Below are 23,781 nucleotides of genomic sequence, written 5' to 3'. Positions count from 1 at the left end.
ATGTCCACGCTCACCGCACCCGAGGCCACCCCCGCCCCCGTCACCGGTACCCAGCTGCGCCGCCAGCTCGGCGCGGCGGTGCGGGTCCTGCTCGCGCTCACCCTGCTCCTCGGCGTCGCCTACCCCGCCGTGATCTGGGGCGTCTCCCGGCTCCCCGGCCTGCACGGCCCCGCCGAGGGCTCGCCGAGCCTGATCGGCATCGACCCGGTGCCGGCGGACCCCGCCGCCGACCCGTGGTTCCACACGCGCCCCTCCGCCTCGGCCCCCGACGACGCCGTGGCGGGCCTGGGCCCCGCCGACGCGACCACCTCGGGCGGCTCCAACCTCGGCCCGTCCTCGACCGACCTCGCGCGGGCCGTCGCGGAACGCCGCGCCACGATCGCCGCCCGCGACGGCGTGGACCCCGCGACGGTCCCCCCGGACGCGCTCACCGCCTCCGCTTCCGGGCTCGACCCGGACATCAGCCCGGCGTACGCCGCGCAGCAGGTGCCCCGCGTCGCCCGGGTCACCGGCCTGCCCGAGGACCGGGTGCGCGCGCTGGTCGCCGACGCCACCGAGGGGCGCACGTTCGGGGTCCTCGGTGAGCCCCGGGTGAACGTGCCGGAGCTCAACGCCTCGCTCGGTGCAGGATGAGGAGGTGACCTCGACACGGGGTGAGCTGCGGATCCACCTCGGCGCGGCGCCGGGCGTCGGCAAGACCTACGCGGCGCTGAACGAGGCCCACCGCCGCGTCGAGCGGGGCACCGACGTGGTGGTCGGGCTCGTCGAGACCCACGGGCGCGCGAAGACCGCGGAGCTCCTCGACGGGCTCGAGGTGCTGCCGCGCCGGGTGCTCGACCACCGCGGCACCGCGCTCACCGAGCTCGACGTCGACGCCGTGCTGGCCCGCGCCCCCGAGGTGTGCGTGGTCGACGAGCTCGCGCACTCCTGCGCGCCCGGATCGCGCCACGCCAAGCGCTGGGAGGACGTCGAGGAGCTGCTCGCGGCCGGCATCGACGTCATCTCGACGGTCAACGTGCAGCACCTCGAGTCGCTCGGCGACGTCGTCGAGCGGATCACCGGCGTGCGGCAGCGCGAGACGATCCCGGACGCCGTGGTGCGCGCCGCCGACCAGATCGAGCTGGTCGACATCACGCCCGAGGCCCTGCGCCGCCGCATGGCCCACGGCAACATCTACCGGCCCGAGAAGATCGACGCCTCGCTCGCCCACTACTTCCGCACCGGCAACCTCATCGCACTGCGCGAGCTCGCGCTGCTCTGGGTCGCCGACCAGGTCGACGTCGCCCTGCAGCGCCACCGCCACGACGAGGGCACCGACGAGGTGTGGGAGGCGCGCGAGCGGGTGGTGGTCGCGGTCACCGGCGGGCCGGAGAGCGCGACGGTGCTGCGCCGGGCGGCGCGCATCGCCCGCCGCGCCGGGTCGGCCGACCTGCTGTGCGTCCACGTGCTGCGCGGGGACGGGCTGGTGACCGGCGGCTCGGGCGTCGGGCTGCGCCGCCTGGCCGAGGACGTCGGCGCGTCCTTCCACACCGTGGTCGGCGACGACGTCCCGGCCGCGCTGCTCGCCTTCGCGCGCGCCGCCAACGCCACGCAGCTGGTGCTCGGCACCTCCCGGCGCTCCCGGTGGGCGCGGGCGTTCGACCCCGGGATCGCCGCCCGCACCATCGCCGCGTCGGGGAGCATCGACGTCCACCTCGTCACGCACGCGGAGGCCGGCCTCGCACCGCGGCGACGGCTCTCCCTGCCCGCCCGCCGCCACGCCTTCGGCTGGCCCGCGGCGGTCCTGCTCCCCGTGCTCGCCACCGTCATCGGCGTGGTGCTGCGCGCGTCGGTCGACCTGTCCACCGACGTGGTGCTGTTCTTCCTCGCCACCGTGGTGACGGCGATGATCGGCGGCCTGGCCCCCGCGCTCGTGGCCGCCCTGGGCGGCGGGGTGCTGCTCAACGTCTTCCTGACCCCGCCGCTCTACACGCTCTCGATCGGGCAGCCGGAGAACGCGTTCGCGATCGTCGCCATGGTGGTCGTGGCGATCCTCGTCGCCGCCGTCGTCGACCGCGCCGACCGGCGTGCGGGCCAGGCCGCGACGGCCCGCACCGAGGCGACCCTGCTGACCTCGTTCGCGCGCGTCGTGCTCTCCCGGTCCGACCCGCTGCCCAAGCTGCTCGAACGGGTGCGGGAGGCGTTCGGGCTCTCCACCGTCGCGATGCTGGAGCGGGCCGGCACGGGCTGGGAGGTCACGGCGTGCACCGGCGACGTGCCCTGCCGCCGGCCGTCCGAGGCCGACGTCGACGTCGAGATCGACGAGGGCGTGCACCTCGTCGGCACCGGGCGCACGCTCACCGCGCCGGAGAGCGCCCTGTTCGCGACGGTCAGCGGGCAGGCGCTGCTCGCCCTGCGCAACCGGCGGATGGCGGCCGAGGCCACCGACGCCCAGCGGCGCGCCGACGCCGCGGGCCTGCGCACCGCGCTGCTCTCGGCGGTCGGGCACGACCTGCGCACCCCGCTGACCGCGATCAAGGCGGCCGCCGGCAGCCTGCGCGATCCCGGGCTGCCGATGTCCGACGCCGACCGCGCCGAGCTGCTCGCCACCGTCGAGGAGTCCGCCGACCGCCTCACCGGGCTCGTCGACAACCTGCTCGACTCCTCGCGGCTGGCCGCCGGGGGCGTCACGCCGGTGCGCGCGCCCGTGGGTCTCGACGAGGTGGTCGCCGCGGCGCTGGCGGGCGGGCACGTCGACGCCGGCCGGGTGGCCGTCGCGGTCGCCGAGGACCTGCCCGACGTCCTCGCCGACGCCGGGCTCGCCGAGCGGGTGGTCGCGAACCTGGTCGACAACGCGCTGCGCCACGGCGACCCCGATCAGCACGGCACCGTCGCGGTCCGGGCGAGCGCCTACGCCGACCGCGTCGAGCTGCGCGTCGTCGACGCCGGGCCGGGCGTGCCCCGCAAGCAGCGCGACCGCCTCTTCGCCCCGTTCCAGCAGCTCGGCGACCGGCGCGCCGCCACCGGCGTCGGGCTCGGGCTGCACGTGGCGCGGGGGTTCACCGAGGCGATGGGCGGCACGCTCGACGCCGAGGACACCCCGGGCGGCGGGCTGACGATGGTGCTCTCGCTCCCGGCGGCGATGCGGCCGGTCCCCGCATGAGCCGCGTCCTCGTCGTCGACGACGACCCCCACCTGCGGCGCACGCTGCGGATCAACCTCTCCGCACACGGGCACCACGTCGTGCTCGCCGCCGACGGGGCCGCGGCCCTGCGCGCGGCCGCCGAGCACCCGCCGCCCGACGTCGTGATCCTCGACCTCGGGCTGCCCGACATGCCCGGGATCGAGGTCCTCGAGGGCCTGCGCGGGTGGACCGCGGTGCCGGTGATCGTGCTGTCGGCACGCACCGACTCCGCCGACAAGATCGCCGCGCTCGACGCGGGCGCCGACGACTACGTCACCAAGCCCTTCGGGGTCCCCGAGCTGCTCGCCCGGCTGCGGGCGGCGGTGCGCCGGGCCGCGGTGGTGACACCGGACGGCGCGCCGATGGTGGAGACCGCGAGCTTCACCGTCGACCTCGTCGCGAAGAAGGTGGTGCGCGACGGCGCCGAGGTGCACCTGTCCCCGACGGAGTGGGGCGTGCTGGAGCACCTCGCCCGCCACCCCGGGATGCTCGTCACCCAGCAGCAGATCCTGCGCGAGGTGTGGGGCCCGGCCTACGGCACCGAGGGCCACTACCTGCGGGTCTACCTCGCCCACCTGCGCCGCAAGCTCGAACCCGACCCCTCGCGGCCGCGCCACCTCGTCACGGAGGCGGGGCGGGGGTACCGCTTCGAGGTCTGAGGATGCCGACCGCCGTCAGGACGAGGAGGACGGCGAGCCCGACCAGCACCGCGGTGAGGCTCACGACGCCCAGGAGCAGGCCGACGACGGTCGGCGCGACGACGGCGGCCGTCGCCCCGACCGCGACGACGACCGTGAGCGCCTCCCCGGAGCGCTCCGGGGCGATCTCGGCGGTCCACACCGCGAGGACCGCGGCCCCGCCCATGATCCCCGGCGCGTAGATCGCCGCGGCGACGAGCGCGACGGCCCCGGAGCCCGCGCCGGTCCCCAGGACGACCAGCGAGGCACCGAGGAAGAGCAGGCAGGCCGCCGCGACGCGGACCGTCCCGAAGCGCGCGCACCAGCCGCCGATGCCCAGGCCGACGAGGCCGACGACCCCGACCAGCCCGTAGAGCGCCGGCGCCCAGCCGGGGGCGAGGGCGGCGCGGCGCAGCATGTCGGCCGCCCAGGTGAAGAACGTCGTCACGCCGACGTGGAAGGCGACGGAGTAGGCGACGGGCACCGCCAGCCCACGCAGCGCGATCCGGCCCGTCCGCGTCGCGCCGGCCGGCGGCACCCGTGGCGTCCACCGCAGGTTGAGCAGGCCCGTCGCGGCCGACGCCAGCCCGATCGCGACCCACACGAGCCGCCACGCGGGGACGCCGAGCGCCGCGAGCCCGACGACCCCGGACACCACGAGCCCGGCGCTCGTGCCGGTGCTGATGATCGCCAGCGTCCGGGCGCGGGCGGGCCGGTCGACGACCACGGCGGCCAGGTCCGAGTACGCCGCCCACACCCAGCCCGCGGCGCTGCCGGCCAGGATGACGCCGGCCGCCAGCACGAGCGGCGACGTCGAGACCGCCGCCAGCGCCCCGCCGACCAGCCCGCACGCGCTGCCGACCGTCGTCGGCGCGCGCGGGCCGAAGCGCCGGCCGACGACCGGGGCGAGGAGCAGCCCGGCGAGGTAACCGGCGAACGACCCCGACGCGATGAGGCCGAGGACGGCGTCGTCGAGCCCGTCGGCGGACAGCGCCGGGTCGGTCCGCAGCGACGGGAGCGTCAGCCCGAACGCGTACCGGCCCATGCCGTAGGCCACGCCCACGACCGCGGCGCCGGCGACGGTGAGGCGGAGGGCCGGGGAGCGCATCATCCGATCGTGGATCACAGAGGCACCACAGGTCGACCACACGGACCGGACAGCGCGCGCCCCGATGCTCGGACCCATGACCGCAGCCGAACCCACCACCACGTTCCCCGCCGCCCCCGGGCCCGTCACCCGGGCCGCCCGCGCCGTCTCCGCGAAGATCGCCGCGCTGATCGGCGTCGCGGCGTTCCTCGTCGGCCTCGGCGTCTCGATGCTCGTCGGCCCGCTGGGCGACCCGCCGGACGGCCCCGGCGGCACGCCGCCCGAGGCGTCCACGAGCCAGGGCACCGGTACCTGACCCGGTTACTGGCTGGTATCACTCGCCGTACGAGCGATACCAGCCAGTAACTGCAGCTCGAGGGACGGCGCCGACTCGTCGGACACCGGCGCGGAGATCACGAGCGCGTGGTCCACCGCGCGGTCGCCGCCCGGAGCGATGAGGTGCTCCTGATCACCAGCAGGGCGCCCCCGGCCGGTGAGCCCGGGCACCCGTCCGCGCCCCGGGAACTCGCGCGCGGACTCGGCCGTTGTCGCGGTTGTCCGGTTCGACCACCTGTGATGAGGAGCTCATGAGACGCCGCCGCCGGCGACGACATCGACACACCGTCGTGGGCGGTCGCCCGTGATCGAGATCCTGCTGATCCTCGCGGCACTGCTGCTCGTGCTCGCGTGCGGTGTGTTCGTCGCGGCCGAGTTCGCGTTCGTCGGCGTCGACCGCGCCACGGTCGAGCGCGAGGCCGAGGACGACCGCCGGGCCCGGGGCGTGCTGTCGGCCCTGCGCTCGCTGTCCACGCAGCTCTCCGCCGCCCAGCTCGGCATCACGGTCACCAACCTCGCCATCGGCTTCCTCGCCGAGCCGGCGATCGCGCGCCTCATCACCCCGCCGCTGACCGACCTCGGGCTGCCCCAGGGCGCCGCGTCGGCGGCGTCGCTGGTCGTGGCGCTGGTGCTCTCGACCGCGCTCACGATGATCTTCGGCGAGCTGGTGCCGAAGAACCTCGCCATCAGCCAGCCGCTGCGCACCTCGCGCGCCGTCCAGGGCCTCATGCGCGGGTTCACCACGGTGACCCGGCCGCTGGTGCTGCTGCTCAACAACACGTCCAACGTGCTCGTGCGCGCCGTCGGCGTGGAGCCCACCGAGGAGCTCGCCTCGGCGCGCTCGGCGGAGGAGCTGTTCTCGCTGGTCCGGCGCTCGGCCGACCAGGGCACGCTGCCCGGGGACACCGCGACGCTCGTGCAGCGCACGCTCGCGTTCACCGAGCGCCACGCCGACGACGTCATGACCCCGCGCGGCGCGATGGAGACCCTCGCACCCACCGACACCGTGGCGACGCTGCTCGAGCGGGCCGCCGCCACCGGGCGCTCGCGCTTCCCGGTGCTGGGCGACGACGACACCGAGCCCGGCGTCGTCCAGGTCCGCGACGCGCTCGGGGTCGACGACGCCGACCGCGCGGGCACCCCGGTGGCCCGGCTCGCCCGCCCCGTCGAGGTCGTCCCGGAGACCGTCGACCTCGACCGGCTGCTGACCCTGCTGCGCGCCCGCGACGTGCAGCTCGCGCTCGTCGTCGACGAGTACGGCGACCTCGCCGGCCTGGTCACGCTCGAGGACCTCGTGGAGGAGATCGTCGGTGACGTCCGCGACGAGCACGACCCGCGCACCCCGCCCGGGGAGCGGCTCGGTGAGGGCTCCTGGCGCTGCGACGGCCGGCTGCGGCCCGACGAGGCGTCGGCGCTGCTCGGCTGGACGCTGCCCGAGTCGCCCGAGTACGACACGCTCGCCGGCCTGCTCGCCGAGCACCTCGGCAGCGTGCCCGCCGAGGGCGACACCGTGACCGTCACCGCGACCCGCGACGGCGAGGAGCTGGGCGAGGTCGAGGAGCGCCCGGTCCGCCTCACCGTCGAGGCCACCGAGCGCTGGCGCGTCACGGCGATCCGGCTCGACCTGGAGACGGTGAGCGCATGAGCATCGGTGCCGGGATCGCCACGGCGGTCGTGCTGCTGGCGGTCAACGCGTTCTTCGTGGGCGCCGAGTTCGCCCTCATCTCCGCCCGCCGTGCCTCGCTGGAGCCGCGGGCGGCGACGTCGCGGGCCGCGCGCATCACGGTGCGCGCGATGGAGAACGTGTCGCTGATGATGGCCGGCGCGCAGCTGGGCATCACGATCTGCTCGCTGGGCCTGGGCGCGCTGGGCGAGCCCGCGGTCGCCGCCGCGATCGAGCCGGCGTTCGCCGCCCTGGGCCTGCCGGAGGCGGCGGTGCACCCTCCTGCGTTCGCGATCGCGCTGCTCATTGTCGTGTTCCTGCACGTCACGGTCGGCGAGATGGTGCCGAAGAACATCGCGCTGGCGCTGCCGGACCGCGCGGCGCTCGTGCTCACCCCGCCGCTCGTGGCGATCGTGACCGTGCTGCGCCCGTTCCTGTGGGTGCTCAACGGCCTGGCCAACATCACGCTGCGGGCGATGCGCGTCGAGCCCCGCGACGAGATGGCCAGCGCGTTCAGCCGCGACGAGGTCGCCGACCTCGTGGAGCAGTCGCGCGCCCACGGCCTGCTCGACCGGGACGAGGCAGCGCTGGTGCACGGCGCGCTCGGGTTCTCGGAGGCCACGCTCGGGGGCGTGGCCGTCGACGACGTCGTCACCGCCCGCCCGGACGCCACGGTCGCCGAGCTGGAGGCCCTCGCCCACGCGCGCGGGTTCTCGCGGCTGCCGCTGCGCGACGAGCGGGGCTGGCACGGCTACGTGCACGTCAAGGACCTGCTGGGGCCACCGGCGCCGCCGCGCGGCCGGCCGGCGCCCGGGCGTCTCGTGCGCCCGCTCGCGACGCTGGGCGCCGACACCTCGCTGGCCGACGCGCTGGCCGAGATGCGGCGAAGCGGCGCGCACCTGGTGCTCGTGGGCGCGCCCGGCGGCGAGCCCGAGAGCGTGGCGGCGCTCGACGACGTGCTGGCCGCCCTGGTCGGCGACATCCACCACGCGGGAGCGCGGGCCTAGGCGGGCGCCTTCACCGCGAGCACGGGCACGTCGGCCTCGAGCAGCAGGCGCTGGGCGAGGTCGCCGAGCAGCGCCTTGCCGACGGGGGTGCGGCGCCCGACGCCGACGACGAGCAGGTCGACGTCGGCGTCGGACTCGAGGTGCTCGAGCACCGCGTCCCCGTCCTCGACGCCGAGCAGGCGGTCGACGACGGTCGCGCCGCCGGGCGCGTCGAGGCGCCCGGGCCGCAGGTTGAGGGCCACGACGCCCGTGCGCCGGCGCTCCCCCTCCACCAGGGCGACGTCGAGGGCCGCGCTGCCCTGGGGGTCGTCGGTGACCGCCACCAAGATCGTCATCGTCGGGTGATACCCCTTCCGTCCGTTGGTCACCCAGTGGAACAACCCGTGCACAGCACACTGCCGAACGGGCGTCTGTAGTGTGTGATACAGACCGCAAGCTGTCCTGAACCGGACACTCCGTGTGCCCGTACGAATGTTCAGGAGGTTTCGTGACCAGCGACGCGTCGACGACGAGCTCGCCACCACCGATGCGCCGCATCGCGATCGCGAGCATGACCGGCACGGTCATCGAGTTCTACGACTTCTTCATCTACGGCACCGCCGCAGCGCTCGTGTTCAACAAGGTCTTCTTCCCCACGCTCGGCGCCGCGGCGGGCACGGCGCTGGCGCTCGCGACCTTCGGCGTCGCGTTCGTCGCGCGCCCGTTCGGGTCGGTGCTCTTCGGCCACTTCGGCGACAAGCTCGGCCGCAAGCGCACGCTGGTGACCACGCTGCTGCTCATGGGCCTGTCCACGCTGGCCATCGGCCTGCTGCCCACCACCGGCACGATCGGCATCCTCGCCCCGATCCTGCTCGTCGTGCTGCGGATCCTGCAGGGCCTCGCGGTCGGCGGCGAGTGGGCCGGCGCCACGCTGCTCACCGCCGAGAACTCGCCGGGCAAGACACGCGGCAAGTACGCACTCTTCCCGCAGCTGGGCCCGTCGCTGGCGTTCGCGCTGGCCAGCGCCACGTTCCTCACCACCGCCCTGACCATGAGCAACGAGGCGTTCCTGGCCTGGGGCTGGCGGGTGCCGTTCATCGCGAGCGTCCTGCTCGTCGCGGTCGGGCTCTACGTGCGCCTGGCGATCACGGAGACCGCGGCCTTCAAGTCCCGCGACAAGAACGTGAGCACGCGCATGCCGGTGGCCGAGGTGCTCAGCACCCACCTGGGCCGCGTGCTGCTGGGCGCCGGGTCGACCATGGCGGTGTTCGCCTTCTTCTACATCGGCGTCACGTACCTGACGAGCTACGGCACGCAGCAGCTCGAGCTGCCCCGCACGACCGTGCTCGCGATGGGCATCATCGGCGGGCTCGTGTTCGCCGCGACGACCATCGCCGGCGCGATCCTGTCCGACCGCGTCGGGCGCCGGAAGATGATCATCATCGGCAACAGCCTGTCGGTGGTCGGCGGCCTCATCGCCTTCCCGATCCTCGACATCGGCACCGGCTGGGCGTTCGGCCTCGGGCTGTCGGTCGTGCTCGGCGTCGTCGGCCTCGCCTACGGCCCCCAGGGCGCGCAGCTGCCGGAGCTCTTCCCGACCCATTACCGCTACACCGGCGCGGGCATGGCCTACAACCTCGCCGGCGTCCTCGGCGGCGGGGTCGTGCCGCTGATCGCCACCGCCCTGGTCGCGTGGCTCGGGTCGAGCCTCGCGATCGGCATCCTGCTCGCCGGCCTGTCGGTCGTGAGCCTGCTGTGCACCATCGCCCTGCCCGACACCGACGCGGCGTCGATCAGCCTGACGAGCGAGCCCGCGACGGCCTGACGACACCGACCGGAGAGCCCCCGCCGGGCCGGCGCCTGCTTCGTCCCTTTCCGTAGGCGCCGGTCCGGCTCTACCCTGCCCGGACCGCCCCGGACCCTCGGAGCGGCCCGTGACGTCTCAGGCGAGGGGGCGCCCGTGGCCAGGCGCAGCACCGGTCCCGACGTCGTGCCGACCCCGACGGTCTCGCCGTTCCTGCTCGCCGAGACCGGGGCGGTCAGCCGCCGCGTCGAGGCCCTCGGTGTGGCCCGGACGCTGCGCACCGGTGGGCACCTCTACCGGCAGGGCGAGAGGTCGTCGGCGTTCCACGTCATCGTCCGCGGCCGGGTGCGCATCCACATGCTGCGCCCCGACGGCACGGTCCGGGTGATCTCGTGGGCCGAGCCGGGCGCGAGCCTCGGCGAGGGCCCGTGCTTCGACGGTGCCCCGCACCCGGTCACCGCGACCGCCGTCGTGCCGTGCGAGGTCCTCTCGATCGCGCGGGACACGCTCGTCGAGGCGGCGCGCGAGGACCCGGAGCTGCTCGTCGAGGTCGTGCGCCGCGTCGCCCACAAGCAGCGGGTGCTGCACCTGCACGTCTGCCTCGACGGCCTGCCCGCCCGCGAGCGCGTCGCGCTGCTGCTCGGGCACCTCGTCGAGGCCTACGGCGAGGGCGCGCTCGGCGCGTCCGCGCGGCTGAGCGTGCGCCCGCCGGTCGACGAGCTCGCGCTCATGGTCGGGCTGACGCGGGTGACGACGAGCCGCGAGCTCTCCCGCCTCGTCGCCGAGGGCGTGCTGCAGAAGGACGGGCGCGACATCGTCGTCCGGGACCTGCCCAGCCTGCGGCGCCGGGTGGACGCGGTGGCGGTCTGACGCCGCCTCAGGGCATGAGGGGCCGCATGTGCCGCAGGACCGCCCGGACGGCCAGCGGTGCGCCCGCGGGCAGGAGCAGGCACCCGAGCCCGCCCACGACCATCAGCGGCACCGCGCCCGCGTGCAGCCCGATGGCCAGCGGGACGACGCCGAACAGCACGGTGGCCACGAGCCCCACGACGATCATGAGGTCGCCGACGCCGAGCCCCACCGCCGGTGGAGCGCTGACCCGGCGCACGAAGCGGGGGTCCAGCGCCGCCAGGTGCGCGACGATGCCGTCGAAGCGCTCGTCGTAGGGGTCGGGCGAACGGTCGGCGGGGTTCCCGGACGTCTCCTCGAGCGGGCGTCCGGGCTCCTCGTGCGGCTCCTCCACCACACCAGGGTGCGGACGGATCGCCGTGCCGACACCGTGTCGTCGGCCACCGCTCACGAGCCCGCCCGCCGGATGACCTCCTCGAGCGCGTCGCCGATGCCCTCGCTGGAGTCCCCGACGATGGCGCGCAGGTAGATGCCGTCGCCGACGGTCGCGAGGATGTCGGCGGCCAGCGGGTCGCCGAGCTCCTCGGTGAGCGCCGCCCGCCACCCCGCCAGGCAGCGGCGGGTCGCCTCCGCCGCGCGCGGCTCGGTGGTCGCGAGCTTGATCAGCGCGACCGTCGCCCGGTACACGGGGCTCGAGGTGGCCGGCTGGTCGAACGAGGTGCGCAGGTAGTAGCGGACGACACCCTCGGGCGCGGTCCGGGCGGCCGCGAGGTCGGTGTCGTTGAGCTCGCGGGCCCGCTCGAGCAGCCCGTCGAGCAGGGCCTCGCGCGAGCCGAAGTGGTAGAGCAGCCCGCCCTTGGACACGCCGGCCGCCGCGGCCACGGCGTCGAGGGTCACCGTCTCGGGGCCGGAGGTGACGACGAGGTCCGTGTAGGCGTCGAGGATGCGGTCGCGCTGTGACGGGCGAGGCACGGCGTTGACACTATACCGTCCAGCCGGTGTAGTTTCGTCTCGTTCAAACTGCACCGTCCGGACGGTGTAGTCACGCGAGAGTCGTGGAGGCGACGATGTCCCGCCGGTCGCCGGCGCTGGCCGTCCTGACGCTGCCGGTGCTGCTGATCAGCATCGACATGACGGTGCTGGGCGCGGCGCTGCCCGCCCTCACCGAGGACCTGGACCCCGGGGCGGCCGAGCAGCTCTGGATCGTCGACGCCTACTCGTTCGTGCTGGCGGGCCTGCTGGTCACCATGGGCACGCTCGGCGACCGCATCGGGCGCCGCCGCCTGCTGATGTGGGGCGCCGCGGCGTTCGGCGTGGCGTCCGTCGCCGCGGCCTTCGCCCCCACCGCGGGCATGCTCGTCGTCGCCCGCGCCCTGCTCGGGCTGGGCGGCGCGACGCTCATGCCCTCGACGTTCTCGCTGATCAAGACGGCGTTCCCCGAGCCGCGCCGGCGGGCGACGGCGGTGGCCGTGTGGTCGGCGGCGTTCTCCGGCGGCGCCGCCGCGGGCCCGGTCGTCGGCGGCTTCCTGCTCGAGCACTTCTGGTGGGGATCGGTGTTCCTCGTCAACGTCCCGGTGATCGCGCTGCTGCTCGCGCTCGGGCCGCGGGTGCTGCCCGAGAGCCGCGACCCGCACCCCGGCCCGTTCGACCTGCCGTCGGCGGCGCTGTCGCTCGCCGCGATGCTGCCGCTGGTGGCCGCGGTGAAGACGCTCGCCACCGAGGGCGCGACGGTCGGCGCCGGCGTCGCCGCGGTGGCCGGGATCGCGGCCGGCGTGGTGTTCGCCCGCCGCCAGCGCCGCCTCACCCACCCCCTGATCGACCTGGAGCTCTTCGCGCGCCGGCCGTTCTCGGTGTCGGTGCTGACCAACCTGCTCGGCGTGTTCGCGCTGGTGGGGCTCCTGGTGCTGATGCCCCAGTACCTGCAGCTCGTGCTGGGCATGGGTCCGCTGGAGGCCGCGCTGTGGATGCTGCCGGGCTCGGTGGCCGGGGTGACCGGCGCGCTCGTCGCCACCCGCCTCGTGCGCCGGTTCGCGGCCCCGGGGCTGGTCGGCGTCGGGCTCGGGCTCGCCGGGGTGGGCCTGACCCTCGTCGGGGTCCTCGGCGGGCTGGCCGCGGTGGTCGCGGGCTTCGTGCTGCTCGGCGGCGGGGTCGCGCTCGCCGAGGCCCTGACCAACGACCTCATCCTCGCGGCCGCGCCCGCCGACCGCGCCGGCGCCGCCTCGGCGATCTCCGAGACCGGCTACGAGCTCGGCGGCGCGCTGGGCACCGCCGTGCTCGGCAGCATCGCCGCGGCGGTGTTCACCGCGCGGACCGGGCAGGAGACGCTCGGCGGGGCGCTCGCGCACACCACCGACGACGCCCTCGTCGCCACCGCCCGCGCCGCGTTCACCTCGGGCATGCAGGTGGCCTCGCTGCTCGGCGCGGCGGTCCTCGCCCTCACGGCGCTCGGCGCCTGGCGGCTGCTCCGTTCGGCCGTCAAGGTCGCCGACCCCGAGATGTCAGCGGCGGCCCGTCGCTGACGCTGAGCGTCCGCAACGCCACGCGCTCGATCGCGAGCGCGTGGCGCCACGCGCGCGTTCGGACTAGCGGGGCTTGATCTCGCCCATCTCGCCCCAGCCGTCCTGGGGCACGTCCTGCACGTTGATGATCTTCGGCGCCTCGGCGACCCACTCGGGCGCGTCGGCGACGATCTTCTTGAAGTGGTCGGAGTTCACGTGCGCCTCGGCCGCGTCGTCCTGGAACGCCTCGACGAGGACGTAGGTGTTCGCCTCGTCGAGGTGCCGGGACCACTCGAAGAAGATGTTGCCGGGCTCGCTGCGCGTCGCCTCGGTGAACTCCTTGACGAGCGACGGGAACTGCTCGGCGTACTCCGGCTTCACCGTCCACTTGACGTTGATGAGGATCACGGCAGGTCTCTCTCCATCCACTGCTCTGCGACGGGGCGGCCGGAATCCTCTCGCGCGCCGGAACCCCGCGCCACGCGCGGCGTTCTGAGACAAAATTGCAGTATTGACTCAGTCCGTCCCCGGACGTTGGCTGGTGGTCGTCACCGCCGACGCCCTCGGGAGGACACCGTGACCGCCGACGCCCGCGAGCGCGAGGCACCCCGCCGGGTGCTCAGCGAGGACGAGTCCGCCGCCGTGCGCCGCGGGGTGCCCGACCCCGGCATCCCGCTGCCGACCGTCGCCCTGCCGACCCTGACCCTCTGGGTCGCGTCGCTCGCACTGTGGGTGGGCGCCGCCGTCCTCGCGCTCGCCGCGCTGGACGGCGAGGTCAGCCGGTGGTGGCTCGCCGCGACCGTGCCGGCGCAGGCGCTGGTCACCTTCACGATGTTCACCGTGCTGCACGAGGCGACCCACCACGCCGCCGGCCGGTGGCGGTGGGTCAACGACGTGCTCGGCCGGCTCTCGATCCCGTTCGTGGCGGCCTGGGCGACGTTTCCGCTGGTCCGCTACATCCACATCGAGCACCACCGACACACCAACGAGGACGTGCTGGTCGATCCCGACGCGTGGGTGGAGGGCGGCCCCTCGTGGCAGCGGCCGCTGCGCTGGCTCGCCATCGACGGCTGGTACTTCCGCTTCTACGGGCCCCGCATGGCGCGCCGGCCGCGCCGCGAGGTCGCCGGGGCGGTGGTGAACCTGGCGGTGGTCGTGGCGGTGGCGGTGGCGCTGGTCGCCACCGGCCACGGGCTCGCGCTGCTCCTGCTCTACCTGGTCCCGCAGCGCCTGGGGATCGGGGTGCTCGCGTGGTGGTTCGACTGGCTGCCCCACCACGACCTCGGCGTCACCGCCCGCACCGACCGCTTCCGCGCGACGCGGGTGCGGGTGGGACGCGAGTGGCTGATGACGCCGGTGATGCTCTACCAGAACTACCACCTGGTGCACCACATCCACCCGACGATCCCCTTCTACCGCTACGTGCGGGCGTGGGAGAACACCCGCGACGACTACCTCGCCCGCGACGTCCCGATCGCGACCGCCTGGGGCACCGAGCTGACGCCCGCGGAGTACCGCGCGTGGCGGGGCCTCACCGACGGGATGGCACTCCCGGCCGGCGAGGTCCGGCCGGGCTTCCACCGGCTGCGGGTCAGCGAGGTGCAGCACGCCGCCGCCGACGCCCTCGCCGTCACCTTCACCGTCCCCGACGAGCTGGCCGCGACCTTCGCCCACCGCGCCGGCCAGCACGTCACCGTGCGCGCGTGGCTCGACCGCGCCGACGGCGACGGGCGCGAGGAGGTGCGCCGGACCTACTCGGTGTGCTCCGCCGCGGGCTCGGGCGTGCTGCGCATCGGCGTGCGCGTGGTGCCCGGCGGCCGCTTCTCGACCTGGGCGGACCGCGAGCTGGCGGCCGGCGACACCCTCGAGGTGGCCGGGCCGTCCGGCACTTTCACCCCCGAGCCGCCGCCGGGCCTCACCTCGGGGCGCCGCGTCGTCGCGGTCGCGGCCGGCAGCGGCATCACCCCGGTGCTGCCGATCGTCGCCGGCGTGCTCGACGCCGAGCCCGCGTCGCGCGTGACCCTGCTCGTCGGCAACCGGGACGCCGCGTCGACGATGTTCGCCGACGAGCTCTCGATGCTCGTCGCGCGGGCGGAGGGCCGGTTGCGGCTCGTGCACGTGCGCTCCCGGGAGGGCGCCGCCGGGGACGACCGCCCCGTCGACGCGGTGCGGTGGGAGACCGTCGAGGCCGGACGGATCGACGTCGACCGGGTGCTGGGCCGGGTGCCGCGGCCCGCGGAGGTCGCCGCGTGGTTCCTCTGCGGCCCCGCGGAGCTCGCCGACGCGCTGGCCGACGCCCTGGTCGGGCACGGCGTCGCCGCCGAGCGTGTGCACCGCGAGCACTTCACCGGCGCCGCCCCTGCCGAGCCGGTGGAGGACGCGGTCGCCGCGACCGTCGCGGTGACCCTCGACGGCGAGACCGCCGAGGTCGGGTGCGGGGCCGACGAGACCGTGCTCGACGCCGCGATCGGGGCCGGGCTCGACGCGCCGTACTCGTGCGCGGGCGGCGCCTGCGGGACGTGCGCGGCGACGCTGACCGAGGGCACCGTGCACATGGCGGTGCGGCACGCCCTCTCCGACGCCGAGGTCGCCGCGGGCCGGGTCCTGACCTGCCAGGCCCGCCCGACCAGCGCGACCGTCGCGGTCGACTACGACGGGGGCTGACGCCAGACTGGGTCGATGGCGGAGGGGGCGGGCGAGTCGGCGGACGGGCGGTCCGGACGCCCCACCGGCGTGCTCGCCGGCCATGTCGCCTACCACGGCTACGACCTGCGCGGCGGCGCCCCGGGCGTCCATCGCGGGCTGCCGTCGCCGTACCTGACGCTGATCGTCACCTTCGGCGAGCCGCTGACGATGCGGGCCCCCGACGGCACGCTCGTGCGCCGTGACGTGGCGATCGGCGGGCTGCACACGACGCCGGAGTCGATCGTCCACGACGGCCGGCAGTCGGGGCTGCACGTCGTGCTCGACCCGCTGGCGGCCCGCGCGCTGCTCGGCCGGCCGGCCGCGGAGCTCGCCGGCGTCACCGTCGACGGCGACGCGGTGCTCGGCGGCGTCGCCCGGGAGCTGCACGAGCGGGTCGAGGAGGCCGAGGGCTGGGCCGGGCGGTTCGCCGCGATCGACGACGTCCTGCACCGCGCGCTCGACGACGGCGCACGTCCCGTCGCCCCCGAGGTGCGGGCGGCGTGGCGGCGGGTCGTGCGCTCGGGCGGGACGGTGCCGGTGCGCGCGCTGGCCGACGAGGTCGGGTGGAGCGAGCGGCACCTCGGGCAGCGCTTCCGCGCCGAGGTCGGCGTGGCACCCAAGGTCGCGGGGCGGATGGCGCGCTTCGACCGGGCCCGGCGCCGGCTGGCGGCGCGCGCCGCCGCGGGCGCACCGCTCGGGCTCGCCGACATCGCGGCCGACGGCGGCTATGCCGACCAGGCCCACCTGACGCGCGAGTTCGGGGTGCTCGCCGGGTGCTCGCCGACCCGCTGGATCGCCGAGGAGATCGGGAACATCCAAGACCCGGTGATGCCCGGGGAGGCAGGGTGAGCGCCATGGACAGCAACGACACCAAGACCCCGCCGCCCACCGTCTGGCCCACCCTCGCCGCGCGGGACGCCCGCGGGCTCATGGCGTACCTGACCGGGGTGCTCGGCTTCGTCGAGGTCGTCGCCTACACCGACGACGACGGCGTCGTGCAGCACGCCGAGCTGGCGTGGCCCACCGGCGGCGGGCTGATGATGGGCCAGCAGCGCCCGGGGACCGACGAGCGCGCGACGTCGAGCGGCTCGTTCGCGTCCTACGTGGTCGTTCCCGACCCCGCGGAGATCGACGCCATCGCCGCCCGGGTCCGCGAGGCCGGCGCCGGCGAGATCGTCCGCGAGCCCTACGACACCGACTACGGCTCCCACGACGTCGCGGTGCGCGACCCGGAGGGCAACCACTGGCAGTTCGGGACCTACCCCGGCGCGCCGCGCCCCTGACCTCTCGGTGGTCACGGGCACCTGGCGCACCGCCGGCGGCGCTGCCGAGGTGGACGACGTGCTCGTGATCTCCTCGGGGCGCCGACGGGGACGGGTACCCGGCGCGCCCGTTCTGGCGAAGGGTGTCCCTCGCCCGTCTATCCGACCGAAGGTGCCCTTCGCTCGGAACCCCGGGGCGCGCTCAGCCCTCCGCCGGGACCGAGAGGTGCTGGTGCACCATCCGCCAGCCGTCGGGGGTGCGGCGGAAGACCCGGGTGCCGCGCGAGCGCACCGTCTCCCCGCCCGCCGGGGTCAGGTGGTCGACGCCCCAGGAGACGGCGAGGTCGCCCCCGACCTCGACGCGCAGGTCCGGGATCTCCCAGCCGACCGGGCCGGGCGAGGCCGCGAGCCCCTCACAGCACACCTCGCGCACCTCGTCGATGCCGACGTACTCGGTCTTCCCGGCGAGCTCGTAGGACACGACGTCGTCGGCGATCGTGGCGACGAGCCCGTCGAGGTCGCCGGCGGCGGTGTCGTCGACCCAGCCGCGGTGCACGTCGCGGATCGCCTGCTCGTCCTCCTCCGCGATCGGGGTCTCGTCGGCGAACGAGTGGTGCTCGTGCGCGACGACCCAGCGCCCGCCCTCCTTGCGCAGCCCGACGGTCAGACGCAGGCGCCGCTCGGGGTGGGCGGCGCGTTCGTCGGGCGTGGCACAGAGCATCAGGGCGTGGGCGAAGGCGACGTCGGCGCCCGCGGTGACGTCGAGCTCGAGGATGTCGAAGCAGGCGCCGGAGGCCTGGAACCCGAAGAACGGGGGCCAGGTCGCCGCGTACTCCTCGATCCCGCGCACGCCGTCGTGGGGCGGCGGCACGTCGAACATGACGATGTCGCGGGTGTGGTCGGCGAGCACCGCGTCCAGGTCGCCGGCGTGCACCGCCCGCGCCCAGCGCTCGATGAGCGCGCGGATCTCCTGCTCGTCCTTCATCGTCGTCGTCGTGCCGGCCATGGGGTCCTCCTCGGTGGCGTCGTGCCTCTCACCCGGTGGAACTCCCGCGGGCCCGGCGAGTCATCGGTCGCGGGCGGACGACTCCAGGAACGCGGCCGGCGGGAGGGCGCCCGGGTCGCCCGGCGCCCAGCGCACGGGGTCGGGTCCGAGCGGGGCGAGGGCACGGACCTGGTCGGCGCACCAGGGCGAGATGCCCGGCCACGCGCCGGCGAGGACGTCGTCGCGGAAGAGTGCCCAGGCGACGGTGCGGACCTCGTCGACCTCGCCCGGGTCGGGCTCGCGGGGCTCGTCGGCGGTGTGGGCGACGAACACCGGACACATCTCGTTCTCGATCACCCCGCCCTGCTCGGCGCGGTAGCGGAACCCGGGCAGCACGAGGCGCAGGCCCTCGAGCTCGATCCCGAGCTCCTGGCGGGCCCGCCGGCGCAGCGCGACGTCCATCGGCTCGTCGGGGGCCGGGTGGCCGCAGAAGCTGTTGGTCCACACCCCCGGGAACGTGGCCTTGTGCCGCGCGCGGCGGGTCACCACCAGCTCGCCGCGGCCGTCGAACACGTAGCAGGAGAAGGCGAGGTGCAGCGGCGTGGCGTCGTGGTGCACGTCGGCCTTCGGCGCGGTGCCCGCGACCGCCCCCGCCTCGTCGAGCAGCACGACCCGTTCGATGGTCCCCATGGCGGGGTCCAGCTTCCCGTGACGCCGTCGGCGCGGCACGTCGGAGCGCCGCGGGGAGGCCTGCGTCACCCCGACGGGGACCCGCGGAGGAAGGGTGACCTCACCCAGGGAACTCCACCCCGAGCCGACGACCCACCTCCGCGCCGCCGGCGGCCCGATCGGGCGGAGAGCCGGAGGGCAGGGTCATCAGCGCAGGTCAGCACCAGTCGCCCGGCACACGCGAGGGAAAAGTGGTAAGCAAGGGAGATCGGCGGGCCCGGGCTCATCCCTCGAGCCCGGGCCCGCCTCTCGCCGCTGCCGCTGGGCGCCACCACAACACCCGCGCAGCGATGAGGCAAGCCTAACCTCAGGCTCGCGGATCGCGCCAGCCCCCTCCTCGATCGAATCTCACCAGCGCCCGCGCCGCGGGCGCCCGGCGTGCCCGAGCAGGACGAACAGCAGGGGCAGGACGAGCAGTCCGCCGGCCGTCCCGGTGGTCGCGGCACCCACCACCATCACGGGCAGCAGCATGACGAGCAGGATCGCGATCCCGAGGCCGGCGACCGGCGCGTGGACGGGCCGGTGGTGGTCGCGGTGCCGGTCGGGGTGCTGGCCGGGGTGCGGCACGGGCGGTGCCGCCCGGGCGTCGCGGCGCGGGGCCGGGGGCAGCGGCAGGTCGGGCAGTGTCGGGTGCGGTGCCGGGAGGTCGGTGAAGAGCACCTCGAGGTCCGCGCGGTACACGGCGACGGCGGCCGCCGCGCTGCGGTCGCCGAACTCGTCGACGTCGAGACGCCCGGCGGCGAGGTGGTCACCCAGGGCGTCGAGGGCGGCGCCGCGGTCGGCGTCCCCGACGCGGAGCCCGGCCCGGCCGGCGGGACGCGCGGGCCTCTCGGGCAGCTCCCGGCCGTCTCCCGTGTGCGGATCGTCGGTGTCCACGGCGCCTCCTCACGCCGGTCGGACGACCCCGGTGCGTCCGGCCCGGCACCTCCATCGTGCGCCTCGCGGCGAGGGAGCGGTGTGAATCGGCATCACGGACTGAGGACAGCCTCAGCTTTCTGGAACCGTTCCAGTCTTCGTGGGACCCTGGGGGCATGACCGAGGCCGTGCACGCGGAGCCGCACGGCGGCGAGCTCTCCCAGCGCCTGAACTGGCTGCGGGCGGGGGTGCTCGGCGCCAACGACGGCATCGTCTCGACGGCCGGCATCGTCGTCGGCGTGGCCGGCGCGACCGTCGAGCGCGGCCCGATCGCCACCGCCGGGGTCGCCGGGCTCGTCGCCGGCGCGGTGTCGATGGCCCTCGGCGAGTACGTGTCCGTGTCGAGCCAGCGCGACTCGGAGCGGGCCCAGCTCGCCAAGGAGCGCCGCGAGCTGCGCGAGGCCCCCGGCGAGGAGCTCGAGGAGCTGACCGAGCTCTACGAGGGCAAGGGCCTGTCGCGCGAGACGGCGCAGCGGGTGGCCACGGAGCTCACGGAGCACGACGCGCTCGCCGCGCACGTCGACGCCGAGCTGCACCTCGACCCCGACGAGCTCACGAGCCCCTGGCGGGCGGCGGGCGCCTCGGCGGTCGCGTTCGTCTCCGGCGCCCTGCTCCCCCTCGTCGCGATCCTCGCGACCCCGACCTCGTGGCGGGTCCCCGTCACGGTCGCGGTCGTGCTCCTGGCCCTCGGGCTCGCCGGGTGGATCAGCGCCCGCCTCGGCGGCGCGACCCCGCGCCGGGCCGTGCTGCGCGTCGTGCTCGGCGGCGCGCTCGGGCTCGCCGTGACCTACGGGATCGGCTGGCTGATCGGCGGCGCGGTCGGCTGAGCCCGCTCGCCGACCGCCCGCGTGAAGCGGGCGGCGACGCGGCGGAACTCCTCGACGAGCGCCTCGGGGGACTCGACGGCGAAGTCCGCGTCGAGGCCGGTGAGGATCAGCGCCGCGGCCCGGGCGTCGTCGGTGGACAGCATCACCCGGCAGGCGTCGGGACCCAGCTCCTCGACCCGTACCTGGTCGGTCCAGATCGTCGCGCGGACCTGCTCGGCCGGGGCTTCCACGCGCACGACGCAGCGGAAGGGGCGGACGTCGGCGACGCGGTCGGCGACGAACGCCGCCGGGTCGCCGCCCGGGGTCTCGCGCGGGGCGAAACGGGGACCGGTGGGCAGGCCGTCGGGCGCGAGCCGCGGGGTCAACCGGTCGACGCGCAGCGTGCGCCAGTCCTCGCGGTCGCGGTCCCACGCCACGAGGTACCAGCGCCGGCCCCAGGCCACGAGGTGGATCGGCTCGATGCGCCGGCGGCTGGGCGTGCCGTCGCGGGCGGTGTAGTCGATCTCGAGGACCCGGCGGTCGCGGCAGGCGCCGCCCACCGCGGCGAGCACCGCGGGATCGACCGACGCCGCGACGCGCGGCGCCACGATCGCGACCGGCATCGCCGCGATCCGGCGGCGCAGGCGCGCGGGCAGGATGCGCTCGAGCTTGACCAGCGCGGCCAGCGCCGTCTCCCCCGTGCCCGCCACCCCGGTCCCGGCCGCGGTCCGCAGCGTCACCGCGACCGCCACGGCCTCGTCGTCGTCGAGCAGCAGCGGGGGCAGCGCGGCGCCGGCCCCGAGGCGGTAGCCGCCGCCCGGGCCGAAGTCGACCTCGACCGGGTAGTCGAGACCGCGCAGCTTCTCGACGTCGCGGCGCACGGTGCGGGTGGTGACGCCCATCCGCTCGGCGAGCTCCGGGCCGGTCCACTCCGGACGGGCCTGCAGGAGCGAGAGCAGCCGCAGGAGGCGGGCGGAGGTCTCGAGCACCCGGTCAGTGTGCCGTGAATGGCGGACAGGAACGGTCCGCGAGCTAGAACGCCGCTCGCACCCCGTCCATGCTCCCGAGCAGCGCGGGCACGTCGGACCACGCCGTGACCAACGCGAACCCGTCGGCCGCGCGGGCCGCCGCGTACGTGGGGTCGGTGGCGTGGACCGCCGCGCGCGTCCCCGACGCCGCGCAGGCCGCGAGGACGCGGGAGAAGGCCTCGTGGATCTCCGGCTCCTCGCGGTTCTGGGCCGGCCCGATCCCGAGGGCCACGCCGAGGTCCCCCGGCCCGACGAACAGCCCGTCCAGTCCCGCCACCGCGGCGATCTCGGGGGCGCGCTCGAGGGCGTCGGCGGTCTCGATCATCGCGAAGGCCAGCACGCTGTCGGCGGCCGCGATCGCGTCGTCGCCGGGACGCAGCGCCGTGCGCACGGGACCGAACGAGCGGCGCCCGTCCGGCGGGTAGCGGCAGGCGGCGACGAGCTCGCCGGCCGTCGCGGCGTCGGACACCATCGGCGCGATCACGCCGCGGACCCCGAGGTCCAGCACGAAACCGATGATCGACTCGTCCACCGCGGGCAGCCGCACGAGCGGGGCGAGCCCGTGCGCGGCGATCGCGCGGACGGCGTCGGCGCTGCGGGCGCGGTCGAACAGGCCGTGCTGCAGGTCGAGGGTGAGCGCGTCGAGCAGCCCGTGGGCCGCGGCGTGGGCGGCGACGAGCTCGACGAGGTGCGGGTCGGGCACCGTCAGCCAGCCGTTGCGCGCGGCGCGGCCGGCCGACCAGGCGGCCCGGACGGGGTCAGCGGCCACAGGTCGACACCGCCTCCCGGCCGGCGAACCGGCCCTCGAGGAACGGGACCGCGGCGGCGAAGCCGGGCGCCGCGCCGCCGACGTGGGTGGGCACAGGGGTGGGCACGAACTGCACCGTGGCACCGCGCGCGCACCACCGCTCGGCGAGCTCGCGGTCCTGGCCGATCGGGACGATGTCGTCGGCGACGCTGTGCACGATCAGCACCGGCGCCCCGGGCGTGCGGGTGCCGATGCGCTGCTCCTCGACGCGGGAGCGGAACGGCTCCTCGTCGAGGTAGGCGGTCAGCGGGCGGCCGTCGCGGGTCAGGGTCTCGGTGCGCGTGCCGGGATAGCGCGCGATCGTGTCGCCGGTGCACTGGCCGCGGGTCTCGGCGAGGACCGCCCGACCGCGGTCGTTGAGCAGGTCGTCGACGGGCAGGTCCGGGTAGGCCGCGCGGAACCCGTTGACGGCGTAGGCCAGCAGGCCCGCGCCGGGCTTGCCGTCGAGGAAGGCGGCGACCTCGGCGAGGTCGGCGGGCACGGCCCCCGCATAGGCGCCCACCAGGTCGAGCTCGGGGGCGTAGGACGGCGCGAGCTCCGCGGCCGCCGCGGACGCGCCACCGCCCTGGGAGTAGCCGGCCAGCGCCACCGGCCCGTCCGCCGGGACGCCGACGTCGAGGGCCTGTGCGGCGCGGGCCATGTCGAGCACTGCGTGCGCGGTGGCCGCGCGGTTGACGTAGGTGTGCTCGCCCGGCGTGCCGAGGCCCTCGTAGTCCGTGACGGCGACCGCGAAGCCCGCGGTCAGCAGCGTCGAGACGAACGGCGCCTCGTACTCGGTGCCCGCCGCGAACTGCCGCGATGGCGCGCACCGGTCGGCGAGGCCCTGGGTGCCGGCGGCGTAGGACACCAGCCGCAGCGGTCCGGGCGGCGGGGCCAGGGGCACGATCACGGTGCCGCTGACGGTGTTCGGGCGGCCCGCGGTGTCGGTGCTGCGGTAGAGCACGCGCGTCGCGCGCCCGGGCAGGGCCGCGGCGAGCGGGACGGCGCTGACGACCGTTCCGGGGCCGGCGCCCTCGGGCTCGGCGGCGGACGCGGGGGCCGCGAGCAGGACGCCGGCGAGCACCAGGACCGCGAGCCCGAGCGAGCGCGTGGCGATACGGACACTGGGTGTCAGCGACGCCACGCCGCTGACACGACACACCGACCGACGACACGCGGGCACCCGAGCCTCCTCCGGCCCGGGACGGCGCCGAGACCTCGGTCACCTTCTCAGGCACTGCTCCGTTCGAGGGAACCGGGTCGGTGCTCCGTGGCCGTACGATCGGCGGTGATGGCCGCCCCGACCCGTACTCCCGCGCCCCGCTTCACCTTCGTGCGCGACACCGCCTACCGGATCACCGTGCGCGACGACGACTCCGGCGAGCGCCTCGAGTACGCGCTCGACGCCTACCAGGGGTGGCTGTCCGCCCCCGACGGCATCCGGCACCGTTTCGGCGCCCACCGGCGCACGCGCACCGAGTTGCGCGACGACAGCATCCGCACCGTCGTCGGCCCCTGACC

Annotated in this window: 25 protein-coding genes; 14 read left to right on the top strand and 11 right to left on the bottom strand. The window is 75.8% G+C overall.

The window, feature by feature from the left end; genetic code table 11:
- Genes ACFPK1_RS06745 through ACFPK1_RS06735 form a run of 3 tightly spaced genes read left to right on the top strand, consistent with a single transcriptional unit; the run spans position 1 to position 3,822 of the window.
- Complete coding sequence (locus tag ACFPK1_RS06745; RefSeq protein WP_378020121.1) at positions 1-633, top strand: potassium-transporting ATPase subunit C; 633 nt, start codon at positions 1-3, stop codon at positions 631-633.
- 4 nt (positions 634-637) lie between these two features.
- Positions 638-3,142: a sensor histidine kinase gene (locus tag ACFPK1_RS06740; RefSeq protein ID WP_378020120.1), complete on the top strand. Its 2,505-nt coding sequence runs from the start codon at positions 638-640 to the stop codon at positions 3,140-3,142.
- Positions 3,139-3,822, top strand: coding sequence for a response regulator (locus ACFPK1_RS06735; RefSeq protein WP_378020119.1), 684 nt, complete (start codon positions 3,139-3,141; stop codon positions 3,820-3,822). The genes ACFPK1_RS06740 and ACFPK1_RS06735 overlap by 4 nt, the downstream gene beginning before the upstream one ends.
- Here the strand turns inward: ACFPK1_RS06735 and ACFPK1_RS06730 are convergent.
- Positions 3,785-4,948: an MFS transporter gene (locus ACFPK1_RS06730; protein WP_378020118.1), complete on the bottom strand. Its 1,164-nt coding sequence runs from the start codon at positions 4,946-4,948 to the stop codon at positions 3,785-3,787. The genes ACFPK1_RS06735 and ACFPK1_RS06730 overlap by 38 nt on opposite strands.
- A gap of 76 nt (positions 4,949-5,024) precedes the next feature.
- Between ACFPK1_RS06730 and ACFPK1_RS06725 the strand changes: the two genes are divergently transcribed.
- The 3 genes from ACFPK1_RS06725 to ACFPK1_RS06715 all read left to right on the top strand — a co-directional run bounded on the left by ACFPK1_RS06725 (position 5,025) and on the right by ACFPK1_RS06715 (position 7,933).
- On the top strand, positions 5,025-5,243 hold the full coding sequence (locus ACFPK1_RS06725; protein ID WP_378020117.1) for a hypothetical protein: 219 nt from the start codon (positions 5,025-5,027) through the stop codon (positions 5,241-5,243).
- 324 nt (positions 5,244-5,567) lie between these two features.
- Positions 5,568-6,908 carry a hemolysin family protein gene (locus tag ACFPK1_RS06720; RefSeq protein ID WP_378020116.1) on the top strand — a complete coding sequence of 447 codons (1,341 nt, stop codon included), beginning with the start codon at positions 5,568-5,570 and terminating at the stop codon, positions 6,906-6,908.
- Positions 6,905-7,933: a hemolysin family protein gene (locus tag ACFPK1_RS06715; RefSeq protein ID WP_378020115.1), complete on the top strand. Its 1,029-nt coding sequence runs from the start codon at positions 6,905-6,907 to the stop codon at positions 7,931-7,933. Before ACFPK1_RS06720 ends, ACFPK1_RS06715 begins: the two co-directional genes overlap by 4 nt.
- Here ACFPK1_RS06715 and ACFPK1_RS06710 read toward each other — a convergent pair.
- Positions 7,930-8,268, bottom strand: a complete 339-nt coding sequence (locus ACFPK1_RS06710; protein ID WP_378020114.1) for a universal stress protein — start codon at positions 8,266-8,268, stop codon at positions 7,930-7,932. The two genes, ACFPK1_RS06715 and ACFPK1_RS06710, sit on opposite strands and share 4 nt — an antisense overlap.
- Before the next feature lie 152 nt (positions 8,269-8,420).
- On the opposite strand from ACFPK1_RS06710, the gene ACFPK1_RS06705 reads away from it, so the two are divergent.
- Positions 8,421-9,737 carry an MFS transporter gene (locus tag ACFPK1_RS06705; protein ID WP_378020113.1) on the top strand — a complete coding sequence of 439 codons (1,317 nt, stop codon included), beginning with the start codon at positions 8,421-8,423 and terminating at the stop codon, positions 9,735-9,737.
- Between the two features lie 135 nt (positions 9,738-9,872).
- Positions 9,873-10,586: a Crp/Fnr family transcriptional regulator gene (locus tag ACFPK1_RS06700; RefSeq protein WP_378020112.1), complete on the top strand. Its 714-nt coding sequence runs from the start codon at positions 9,873-9,875 to the stop codon at positions 10,584-10,586.
- A gap of 7 nt (positions 10,587-10,593) precedes the next feature.
- Here the strand turns inward: ACFPK1_RS06700 and ACFPK1_RS06695 are convergent, their stop codons facing one another.
- Together ACFPK1_RS06695 and ACFPK1_RS06690 are read right to left on the bottom strand one after the other, a co-directional pair.
- The gene (locus ACFPK1_RS06695) at positions 10,594-10,959 is read right to left on the bottom strand and encodes a hypothetical protein (RefSeq protein WP_378020111.1); all 366 of its coding nucleotides are present in this window, start codon (positions 10,957-10,959) and stop codon (positions 10,594-10,596) included.
- A gap of 53 nt (positions 10,960-11,012) precedes the next feature.
- The gene (locus ACFPK1_RS06690; protein WP_378020110.1) at positions 11,013-11,537 is read right to left on the bottom strand and encodes a TetR/AcrR family transcriptional regulator; all 525 of its coding nucleotides are present in this window, start codon (positions 11,535-11,537) and stop codon (positions 11,013-11,015) included.
- Between the two features lie 95 nt (positions 11,538-11,632).
- Here ACFPK1_RS06690 and ACFPK1_RS06685 point away from each other — a divergent pair, with 95 nt between their 5' ends.
- Positions 11,633-13,084, top strand: coding sequence for an MFS transporter (locus ACFPK1_RS06685; protein WP_378020109.1), 1,452 nt, complete (start codon positions 11,633-11,635; stop codon positions 13,082-13,084).
- Between the two features lie 63 nt (positions 13,085-13,147).
- Here the strand turns inward: ACFPK1_RS06685 and ACFPK1_RS06680 are convergent, their stop codons facing one another.
- Positions 13,148-13,471, bottom strand: a complete 324-nt coding sequence (locus ACFPK1_RS06680) for a putative quinol monooxygenase (protein WP_378020108.1) — start codon at positions 13,469-13,471, stop codon at positions 13,148-13,150.
- Positions 13,472-13,639: 168 nt separating this feature from the next.
- Between ACFPK1_RS06680 and ACFPK1_RS06675 the strand changes: the two genes are divergently transcribed.
- The 3 genes from ACFPK1_RS06675 to ACFPK1_RS06665 are packed head-to-tail and all read left to right on the top strand — an operon-like array spanning position 13,640 to position 17,031.
- Positions 13,640-15,727: a fatty acid desaturase gene (locus tag ACFPK1_RS06675; protein ID WP_378020107.1), complete on the top strand. Its 2,088-nt coding sequence runs from the start codon at positions 13,640-13,642 to the stop codon at positions 15,725-15,727.
- 15 nt (positions 15,728-15,742) lie between these two features.
- Entirely contained in the window at positions 15,743-16,597 is an 855-nt protein-coding gene (locus ACFPK1_RS06670) for a helix-turn-helix domain-containing protein (RefSeq protein ID WP_378020106.1), read from the top strand.
- Between the two features lie 5 nt (positions 16,598-16,602).
- Positions 16,603-17,031, top strand: a complete 429-nt coding sequence (locus ACFPK1_RS06665; protein ID WP_378020105.1) for a VOC family protein — start codon at positions 16,603-16,605, stop codon at positions 17,029-17,031.
- Positions 17,032-17,212: 181 nt separating this feature from the next.
- Here the strand turns inward: ACFPK1_RS06665 and ACFPK1_RS06660 are convergent, their stop codons facing one another.
- The 3 genes from ACFPK1_RS06660 to ACFPK1_RS06650 form a co-directional block, all read right to left on the bottom strand.
- A complete protein-coding gene (locus tag ACFPK1_RS06660) occupies positions 17,213-18,016 on the bottom strand; it encodes a YybH family protein (RefSeq protein ID WP_378020104.1) in 804 nt (267 codons plus the stop codon).
- Positions 18,017-18,076: 60 nt separating this feature from the next.
- Positions 18,077-18,676, bottom strand: coding sequence for an isopentenyl-diphosphate Delta-isomerase (idi, locus tag ACFPK1_RS06655; protein ID WP_378020280.1), 600 nt, complete (start codon positions 18,674-18,676; stop codon positions 18,077-18,079).
- A gap of 396 nt (positions 18,677-19,072) precedes the next feature.
- Complete coding sequence (locus ACFPK1_RS06650) at positions 19,073-19,600, bottom strand: DUF1707 SHOCT-like domain-containing protein (protein WP_378020103.1); 528 nt, start codon at positions 19,598-19,600, stop codon at positions 19,073-19,075.
- 155 nt (positions 19,601-19,755) lie between these two features.
- Here ACFPK1_RS06650 and ACFPK1_RS06645 point away from each other — a divergent pair, with 155 nt between their 5' ends.
- Positions 19,756-20,466 (top strand): VIT1/CCC1 transporter family protein, encoded by a 711-nt coding sequence (locus ACFPK1_RS06645; RefSeq protein WP_378020102.1) that lies wholly within the window; start codon positions 19,756-19,758, stop codon positions 20,464-20,466.
- Here the strand turns inward: ACFPK1_RS06645 and ACFPK1_RS06640 are convergent.
- From ACFPK1_RS06640 to ACFPK1_RS06630, 3 genes are read right to left on the bottom strand one after another with little or no spacing between them, the layout of a single operon-like run.
- Entirely contained in the window at positions 20,427-21,434 is a 1,008-nt protein-coding gene (locus ACFPK1_RS06640; RefSeq protein WP_378020101.1) for a helix-turn-helix transcriptional regulator, read from the bottom strand. The two genes, ACFPK1_RS06645 and ACFPK1_RS06640, sit on opposite strands and share 40 nt — an antisense overlap.
- A gap of 43 nt (positions 21,435-21,477) precedes the next feature.
- Positions 21,478-22,242 (bottom strand): HpcH/HpaI aldolase family protein, encoded by a 765-nt coding sequence (locus ACFPK1_RS06635; RefSeq protein WP_378020100.1) that lies wholly within the window; start codon positions 22,240-22,242, stop codon positions 21,478-21,480.
- Positions 22,232-23,404: a lipase family protein gene (locus ACFPK1_RS06630; protein WP_378020099.1), complete on the bottom strand. Its 1,173-nt coding sequence runs from the start codon at positions 23,402-23,404 to the stop codon at positions 22,232-22,234. Before ACFPK1_RS06630 ends, ACFPK1_RS06635 begins: the two co-directional genes overlap by 11 nt.
- A gap of 147 nt (positions 23,405-23,551) precedes the next feature.
- On the opposite strand from ACFPK1_RS06630, the gene ACFPK1_RS06625 reads away from it, so the two are divergent.
- A complete protein-coding gene (locus ACFPK1_RS06625) occupies positions 23,552-23,779 on the top strand; it encodes a hypothetical protein (RefSeq protein ID WP_378020098.1) in 228 nt (75 codons plus the stop codon).
- The last annotated feature ends 2 nt before the right edge of the window (positions 23,780-23,781 follow it).

The sequence above is a fragment of the Actinomycetospora rhizophila genome (genome assembly GCF_042657905.1).
In the GTDB taxonomy this organism is placed as follows: Bacteria; Actinomycetota; Actinomycetes; order Mycobacteriales; family Pseudonocardiaceae; genus Actinomycetospora; species Actinomycetospora rhizophila.
The sequence above is the reverse complement of the archived record's forward strand: the minus strand, read 5'-3'. Positions and strand labels throughout refer to the sequence as shown.

Bases quoted from the DNA above. Each gene is read 5' to 3' on its own strand.
- ACFPK1_RS06745 (WP_378020121.1), top strand. From the start codon at position 1: ATGTCCACGCTCACCGCACCCGAGGCCACCCCCGCCCCCGTCACCGGT.
- ACFPK1_RS06735 (WP_378020119.1), top strand. From the start codon at position 3,139: ATGAGCCGCGTCCTCGTCGTCGACGACGACCCCCACCTGCGGCGCACG.
- ACFPK1_RS06730 (WP_378020118.1), bottom strand. From the start codon at position 4,948: ATGCGCTCCCCGGCCCTCCGCCTCACCGTCGCCGGCGCCGCGGTCGTG.
- ACFPK1_RS06725 (WP_378020117.1), top strand. From the start codon at position 5,025: ATGACCGCAGCCGAACCCACCACCACGTTCCCCGCCGCCCCCGGGCCC.
- ACFPK1_RS06715 (WP_378020115.1), top strand. From the start codon at position 6,905: ATGAGCATCGGTGCCGGGATCGCCACGGCGGTCGTGCTGCTGGCGGTC.
- ACFPK1_RS06710 (WP_378020114.1), bottom strand. From the start codon at position 8,268: ATGACGATCTTGGTGGCGGTCACCGACGACCCCCAGGGCAGCGCGGCC.
- ACFPK1_RS06685 (WP_378020109.1), top strand. From the start codon at position 11,633: ATGTCCCGCCGGTCGCCGGCGCTGGCCGTCCTGACGCTGCCGGTGCTG.
- ACFPK1_RS06670 (WP_378020106.1), top strand. From the start codon at position 15,743: ATGGCGGAGGGGGCGGGCGAGTCGGCGGACGGGCGGTCCGGACGCCCC.
- ACFPK1_RS06665 (WP_378020105.1), top strand. From the start codon at position 16,603: ATGGACAGCAACGACACCAAGACCCCGCCGCCCACCGTCTGGCCCACC.
- ACFPK1_RS06660 (WP_378020104.1), bottom strand. From the start codon at position 18,016: ATGGCCGGCACGACGACGACGATGAAGGACGAGCAGGAGATCCGCGCG.
- ACFPK1_RS06645 (WP_378020102.1), top strand. From the start codon at position 19,756: ATGACCGAGGCCGTGCACGCGGAGCCGCACGGCGGCGAGCTCTCCCAG.
- ACFPK1_RS06625 (WP_378020098.1), top strand. From the start codon at position 23,552: ATGGCCGCCCCGACCCGTACTCCCGCGCCCCGCTTCACCTTCGTGCGC.